Here is a 7,556-nt window from a genome sequence, read left to right on the forward strand (position 1 = left end):
GATGCCTGTGCCACAAATCAGCACAGGCAAGATGCCTGTGCCACAAATCAGCACAGGCAAGATGCCTGTGCCACAAGAGGGGTTGGATGGGGTTTTTGAGGAGGGCTTGCTAGTTAGGGATTTGTTGTTGCAAACGACGGATGAGTTGACTAATCTTTTGCGGGGTTTGAATGGGGAATATATTCTGCCTGCACCGGGGGGCGATTTGTTGCGGGATGGGGCTGGGGTGTTGCCAACTGGCAGGAATATTCATGCTTTAGACCCTTATCGGATGCCTTCTCCGGCGGCTTATGAAAGGGGGCGCGAAATTGCTCGGAAAATTATTGAGAAGCACGTTGAGGAACAGGGGAGTTATCCTGAGACTGTGGCGGTGATGTTGTGGGGTTTGGATGCGATAAAAACGCGGGGCGAATCTATTGGCATTTTGCTAGAATTGGTGGGGGCTGAACCTCTTAAAGAAGGTACTGGGCGGATTGTTCGCTATGAATTAAAACCGTTAGCTGATGTCGGTCATCCCCGGATTGATGTGTTGGGAAATCTTTCGGGTATTTTCCGAGATAGCTTTGTGAATATTATTGAATTGTTGGATGATTTGTTCGTGCGGGCGGCGGATGCTGATGAACCGGAATCGGAGAATTTTATTCGCAAACACGCTTTAATTTTGCAGGCAAAAGGTGTGCAGAATTATTCTGCAAGGTTGTTTTCTAATCCGGCTGGGGATTTTGGTTCTTTGGTTAACGATAGGGTTGTTGATGGTAGTTGGGAATCGGGGGATGAGTTGGGGAAAACTTGGGAAAGTCGCAATGTTTTTAGTTACGGGAGGAAGGATAAGGGGGAAGCGAGGCCGGAGGTTCTGACTCAGTTGTTGCAAGGGTGCGATCGCATAATTCAAGAAATTGATTCTGTGGAATACGGTTTGACTGATATTCAAGAGTATTATGCGAATACTGGCGGTTTGAAGAAAGCCGCAGAAAAGCAGCGCGGCAAAAAAGTCAATACCAGTTTTGTAGAAAGTTTTTCTCAGGATACCACTCCGCGCAATTTAGAAGATTTGCTGCGCTTGGAATATCGAACTAAGTTGCTAAATCCTAAGTGGGCTAACGCGATGGCAAATCAAGGTTCTGGGGGCGCTTATGAAATTTCGCAGCGGATGACGGCGTTAATTGGTTGGGGCGGAACGGCTGATTTTACTGATAGTTGGGTTTACGATCAGGCTGCTGATACTTATGCTTTAGATGAAGAGATGGCGAAGAAGTTGCGGGAGGCAAATCCTGAAGCTTTTCGCAATATTGTCGGCAGAATGTTGGAGGCTAACGGGCGGGGTTTTTGGCTGCCGGATGCGGATAAGTTGCAGCAGTTGCGCGAGTTGTATGAGTTAACTGATGAAAAAATTGAAGGGGTGACAGTGTAGTGTTTTTAGTTAACTGGTTCCTAGGCTCTGCCTGGGAACCGATATCCAGAGGCTCTGCCTCGGCAGCTTCCACGAAAATTGGAGGCAGAGCCTCCGGATCTGTGTTACCAGGCAGAGCCTGGTAACGAGTAGAAATTTCTCAGGTGCAAGTTTAACTGGTTCCTAGGCTCTGCCTGGGAACCGATATCCAGAGGCTCTGCCTCGCCAGCTTTAACTGGTTCCTAGGCTCTGCCTGGGAACCGATATCCAGAGGCTCTGCCTCGGCAGCTTCCATGAAAATTGGAGGCAGAGCCTCCGGATCTGCGTTACCAGGAAGAGCCTGGTAACGAGTAGATAATGAGTAGAATTGGAGATTAAATACCTCGATCGCCCTGCGGTTTTGCTACAGGAACTGACGGTTTATTATTGGGAGAATTAAAAGCCCGATCGACCATATCTCCAAAGGGAACAAACTGCGGTGCAGACGATTGACCTCCGGTTCTGAACACTGCCACGGGCCCGCTGCCATCTTGGGCAAAATTAATCAATCTCGTTAAAGCATCACCGGGATTTTTAGCATTGCGCTTGTCTAGGGTGAACAGCAGATTTTGAGAGTTGCAGCGTCCCCGTCCGTTCACATAACAAACTACGGGCAAATTATTAACAATTCCTGTTGTTAACTGCAAGTTGCTCAATCTTCCGCCACTCTCGGCAACAGCTTTGGTCAATCTATTGGAAACAATTTGACAGCGCTGCCAAGGTGTATATTCGCGGCCGAACTCGGTAGATTTCCACAGAATCATTGGATCAGTCGTGACATTTCCCCGCCGCGCAATTGTGACAAAATTCCGACCGGAAGTAACGCACTGAAATGTTGTTCTAGTGCTATTCCAAGAGTTGCTGGCTGGAGCTGCTTGCACTTGGCTGGCAAAGGCGACAGTACCGGCGAAAACTAAAGCGGATGCTAATAAGGGTGCAGTCAATTTCATAATAACTCCTGCCGCTAAGGCAGCTAAATTTATGTAGGAAGTCATAGTTGTAGGGACAGGGCAGTATCTATTGGTGTCAACTTAAGGTTAAACCGGTAGTCCGTCAGGGAATGAATTCCCTGCCTCAAAGCTAAAGTCCTCTTAAGAGGACTGAGAAAAAGACTGTTAAACTCATTAGTCCTCTAAAGAGGACTTTCGCTATTAGGCAGGGGTTTTAACCCCTGCCGGACTAGGGGTTTAACCTTAAGTTGTGACTAATAGGCAGTGTCCTGTCCCTACCTATTCAAATTCGGCTGGTTGGCTGTCGCACCCGGATATTTTTCAAATATTAAATTAGGTTAGTTGCACCTCATGTCTGTAGGTACATGGCAGTGTGCTGTGTTTATTTCAACACTTGGGAACGTGGCTTTAGGAACAAGGCACAGCCCTTTCTTGGTTTCCAACACTTCGAGACTGCGGCACAAGTGTCCTAGATAGTGTTTTTAGCTACATTCTTCAAAGCCAGAGCAGTCAACAATGGTAAGTAAAACTACAAAGCACAGCTCCGAAATTGGCTGGCAAATAACTTTTTATGAAACCTCGAATCATTGTTTGCGGGTTGGGCCACACGGGACACAAGATTTTTTGTTTGTTGAGACAGCAAGGAGCGATTGTGGTTGGTATTAGCGATCGCCCAATTCGCGGCGAAACTTCTGATGTGGTTGTCGGTAATTTGCAAGCAGCTTCTACCTTGTTGGCGGCAGGCATTCAAAACGCTCACACTTTAGTAATTGCAGGAGACGATGATGCTGTGAATTTGGCAATTTTGATGCAAGCGAGGATTCTCAATCCTCAGATTCGCATTATCAACAGATTGTTCAATACTAGCTTGGGCGACAGAATTGACCACACTTTGCCCGATCACGCTTCCATGAGCGTTTCATCATTGGCTGCTCCGGTTTTTGCCTTTGCGGCTCTCGGAAGTCAGGCGATCGGACAGTTGCGTTTGTTCGATCGCACTTGGCCGATTCACGAAGAATATATCGATGAAACACATCCTTGGAAAAATCGCAAACTCAGCGATTTGTGGGACGATCGATCGCGAATGTTGATTTATTATCTGCCCGCTGCTAACAAAACTGATTTAGTATCGGCGGTGCTTGCCGATCGGCAGTGTCAGCAGGGCGATCGGCTAATTGTTGCCACTCAGCCCACTCTCCACAGCCCCCAAAAAACTTTAACTCAAAAACTGCTCAAAACATTAACTAAGCTGCACAGATTTCAGCAGCACAGCCAAGCAGCAGTAATTGTTGTATTGACGCTGCTGTCAATGATTGCTGTTGCTACTGCTACCTATATTTGTGTTGACGATAATATCTCAATTGTCGATTCTCTCTATTTCTCAGTAGGGATGATTACCGGAGCCGGAGGCCATGAAAAAGTAGCCGAACAAGCTCCAGAAAGCATTAAACTATTTACAATTGTCATGATGTTAGTTGGAGCCGGCATCATCGGCATCTGCTACGCACTGCTCAACGATTATGTATTGGGAACTCGCTTTACCGAATATTGGGATGTGGCGCGAGTTCCGCAGCGCCATCATTACATTATCTGCGGGCTCGGAGGAATTGGCATCCAAATTGCTAAAGAACTTCACACTAACGGTTACGATATTGTGGCGATCGAGCAAGATCCGAACAGCCGATTTCTGAGTACGGCTCGCTCAATGAAAATTCCGGTCATTCAGGGAAGTGCTAGTTTGCCCGCAACTCTGGAAGCTGCTAATGTTAAGCAAGCGGCAGCACTTTTGGCGGTAACTAGCAGCGATATGTCTAATGTCGAAATTGCCTTGAGCGCTAAAGGATTGGCGCCCAAACTATCAGTTATTGTCCGCAATCAAGACCCACATTTTGCTTTAATGGTGCAGCAAGTTTTTGAGTTTGAAGGAGTTTTGAACCCGACGGAATTGGCAGCTCCTGCTTTCGCGGCGGCGGCGATTGGAGGCAGAATTTTGGGCAACGGAATGACTGCTGATAGTCTATGGGTTTGCTTGGCCACATTGATTACGCCAAACCATCCTTTCTGTGGCCACCGTATTCAAGATGCTGCTAAGTCTGCGGATTTTGTGCCTCTGTATGCCGAAACTAAGGGTCAAACTATTCACGGCTGGGATTTGCTGAATTGTTGTCTGAGTGCGGGGGATGTTTTGTATTTGACGATGCCTGCGAATCGGTTGGAGCAACTGTGGAGAACGACCTCTGAACTAATTAAAACTTAATGGTTTGACGCGGGAATTTATATTGCCTATCGCTCAATTGCAACTACAAACCTGATAAAATGGGCTCTGTCTAGTAAATAAGACTTACCACTAATCCTCTGAAATCCGGTTTCTTAGGGCAACTTCTAGTATAAATAACCAACAGAGTCTCAATTAGTTGCGATATAGAATGAGAAAATTTTTAGCATTATGTGTGTTTGGTCTGATAATGGCGATCGCCTCTGTAGCTGTGGCAGCTCAACCTTTGTTCGTCGCTTATCCTCCCGCTAACCACAAAACTACAGCCGATCGCATCTTTTTCATCGGCACAGCGCCGGCAACGGGTGAGGTTTTGGTAAATGGCAACCAAATTTCGCGCACCGCAGTCGGCCATTTCGCCCCGACTTTTCCGCTGCAACTCGGCGAAAATGTCTTTACCTTGCGTTACGAAAATCAGGAAGTCAAAATTAAGGTGACGCGCGAGTCTAATCAGCCGGTAGCCCCTGTAGGATTGGCTTTTGCTAAAGATTCTCTGACGCCGAAAGTCGATGTCGCGAGTTTGCCGGGGGAATATATTTGCTTTGGGGCGATCGCACCTGCGAATGCTCAAGTTTCAGTAAAATTGGCGGGTATTACTATTCCTTTAAAAGCGCGATCGCAGGTCGAACTACCCGACAACAAATCTGTATTATTAGGTGAAAACTCCCCGATCAAAAAAGGCGGCAGCCAACAGTATCAAGGCTGCGGTAAAACCCCTGAAAACGCCCTCTCGTCTAAGGGAGAAACAGTTGATTTAGGCGTGCCATCGTTTGAGCTAACAATGAACGATCGAACTATCAGCCAACAAGGTACTGGCAAGATTTCTATTCTCTCTCCGGCTGACTTAGAAATAGCCGAAGTAACAGCAGATCCTGGTGTCGCCCGAACCGGGGCGAGTACAGATTTTTCTCGGATGACACCGCTGCCGAAGGGAACGCGAGCAACAATTATTGGGCGCGAGGGAGAATGGCTCAGACTCGATTACGGTGCTTGGATTAAAGCATCGGAAGTGCGAATTGTCAAGGATACAGTGCCTCCGCGATCGATTATTCGCAGCGCCAGTTCGCGTCAAGTTTCCGGCTGGACAGAGGTGTTATTTCCCTTAGAAACACCCGTCCCAGTCACCGTGCAGGAAGGAGAACGCACTTTCACTTTAACCCTGTACAATACTACCGCTCAAACTGACATTATTCGCCTCTCAGATGACCCAGTAATTTCACGTTTAGAATGGCAACAAATCGCGCCACTGCAAGTACAATATACTTTTAATCTCAAATCTGCCCAGCAGTGGGGCTATAAATTGAGATACGAGGGCACAACTTTAGTGCTGTCTTTAAAAAACCCGCCGGCGAATACAAGCATGACGCCTGTGTCGCAAGCAAAGCCGCTGTCGGGAATTAAGATTCTCATCGATCCTGGACACGGCGGGCCGGAGGATGGAGGTGCTGTGAGCCCAGTGGGAATTAGGGAAAAAACAGTAGCTTTAACAGTGTCGAAATTGGTGCAACAGGAATTGGTGAATCGGGGCGCGAATGTGCTAATGACGCGGGTAGAAGATGTCGATTTGGATTTGCCGCCAAGGGTGAAAATGATTCAAAAAGAAGAACCTGCGATCGCAATTTCAATTCACTACAATGCTTTGCCGGATAACGGCGACGCCCTTAAGACTAAAGGCGTCGGCGCTTTCTGGTTTCACCCGCAAGCGCACAGTTTGGCAATGTTTTTGCACAATTATTTAGTTGCCAAGTTGAACCGTCCGAGCTATGGTGTATTCTGGAACAACTTAGCCATGACTCGTCCTGCCGTTGCTCCATCTGTTTTAATGGAATTGGGATTTATGATCAATCCCGAAGAGTTTGAATGGATTGTGAATCCGACAGAACAGAAGAAGTTAGCCGAGGCGATCGCCCAAGGTGTTACCGAATGGTTTGCCTCTGTCAAATAATAGTTAGTAGTAATACCAATTTTTTAGGAGGCTGCATAGAATCCGATCCCCCCTAGCCAAGGGCGGGCACGGGGGCACCGCCCCTACTAAGGGGGGGACAAGATTCCGATCAAAGTCCCCCAACAACCAGGGGGATTTAGGGGGATCGAGATATGTGCAACTTCACATTAAATTGGTATAAGGACTGAAGTCCTTATCAAAAAAATCATAGTCAGGACTCCAGCTCGGTCAATCCAAGGAAATGAAATAATGCTAATTTTTACTCAATCAAAAGCCTTTTTTATTGCAGCCGTCGTTGCAAGTTTTAGCTTCTCACTTTACAGCTTTCCTGTTTTCGGCAAGCAGCAAAGCCTTGCTCCCGCAAAAGCAGAAGCTTTAAAAAAGCAAACTCAATGCTCGTTTATTACAGGTGAAGGTGGCGCTGTTAACATTCGCAAAGGCCCAGGCAATAAGTACCCGGTTGTAGCTAAATTGAAAAGGGGAGACGGAGTTAGGGCTGTCAGCAGACAAGGTAATTGGGTGAAAATTGCGGCCAGATTCTCGGGTAATCCTCCTAATGAAACTTTGACAATCCTTGACGGTTGGGTGAACAATCAATTTATTAATGGCTGTTCCGAAGACCAATTTGAGAGGTGGCGGCAATAGGGAATTTCCTAGGGGCGGGTTTTACAGACAATATATGTAGGGGCGGGTTTTACAGACAATATATAACGAGTACAAACAATCTATATAAACCCGCCCCCACACCACCAATAACCTACTGGCGGCAATAGGGAATTTCGTAGGGGCGGGTTTTACAGACAATATATAACGAGTACAAACAATCTATATAAACCCGCCCCCACACCACCAATAACCTACTGGCGGCAATAGGGAATTTCGTAGATACTGTCTTGAACTGTCAAGGGGTAGCAAGTAAATAATTGGGGTCGAAAGGCTTTTGGGACTTTAAAATAC

Annotated in this window: 5 protein-coding genes; 4 read left to right on the forward strand and 1 reads right to left on the reverse strand. The window is 46.9% G+C overall.

Going from position 1 to position 7,556, the window contains the following annotated elements; genetic code table 11:
* Positions 1-1,411, forward strand: a 1,411-nt coding sequence (locus QUB04_RS29150; RefSeq protein WP_333289890.1) for a cobaltochelatase subunit CobN, incomplete at its 5' end; no start/stop codon positions are given.
* A gap of 353 nt (positions 1,412-1,764) precedes the next feature.
* On the opposite strand, the gene QUB04_RS29155 is transcribed toward QUB04_RS29150, so the two are convergent.
* Complete coding sequence (locus QUB04_RS29155; protein ID WP_333289892.1) at positions 1,765-2,379, reverse strand: COP23 domain-containing protein; 615 nt, start codon at positions 2,377-2,379, stop codon at positions 1,765-1,767.
* A 571-nt stretch (positions 2,380-2,950) separates the two neighbouring features.
* Between QUB04_RS29155 and QUB04_RS29160 the strand changes: the two genes are divergently transcribed.
* The 3 genes from QUB04_RS29160 (at position 2,951) to QUB04_RS29170 (ending at position 7,244) form a co-directional block, all read left to right on the forward strand.
* Positions 2,951-4,636 (forward strand): NAD-binding protein, encoded by a 1,686-nt coding sequence (locus QUB04_RS29160; RefSeq protein ID WP_333289894.1) that lies wholly within the window; start codon positions 2,951-2,953, stop codon positions 4,634-4,636.
* Between the two features lie 169 nt (positions 4,637-4,805).
* The gene (locus QUB04_RS29165) at positions 4,806-6,599 is read left to right on the forward strand and encodes an N-acetylmuramoyl-L-alanine amidase (protein WP_333289896.1); all 1,794 of its coding nucleotides are present in this window, start codon (positions 4,806-4,808) and stop codon (positions 6,597-6,599) included.
* Positions 6,600-6,848: 249 nt separating this feature from the next.
* A complete protein-coding gene (locus QUB04_RS29170) occupies positions 6,849-7,244 on the forward strand; it encodes an SH3 domain-containing protein (protein ID WP_333149921.1) in 396 nt (131 codons plus the stop codon).
* The last annotated feature ends 312 nt before the right edge of the window (positions 7,245-7,556 follow it).

This window comes from Microcoleus sp. D2_18a_B4 (genome assembly GCF_036702475.1).
In the GTDB taxonomy this organism is placed as follows: domain Bacteria; phylum Cyanobacteriota; class Cyanobacteriia; order Cyanobacteriales; family Microcoleaceae; genus Microcoleus.

Bases quoted from the DNA above. Each gene is read 5' to 3' on its own strand.
- QUB04_RS29160 (WP_333289894.1), top strand. From the start codon at position 2,951: ATGAAACCTCGAATCATTGTTTGCGGGTTGGGCCACACGGGACACAAG.
- QUB04_RS29155 (WP_333289892.1), bottom strand. From the start codon at position 2,379: ATGAAATTGACTGCACCCTTATTAGCATCCGCTTTAGTTTTCGCCGGT.
- QUB04_RS29165 (WP_333289896.1), top strand. From the start codon at position 4,806: ATGAGAAAATTTTTAGCATTATGTGTGTTTGGTCTGATAATGGCGATC.
- QUB04_RS29170 (WP_333149921.1), top strand. From the start codon at position 6,849: ATGCTAATTTTTACTCAATCAAAAGCCTTTTTTATTGCAGCCGTCGTT.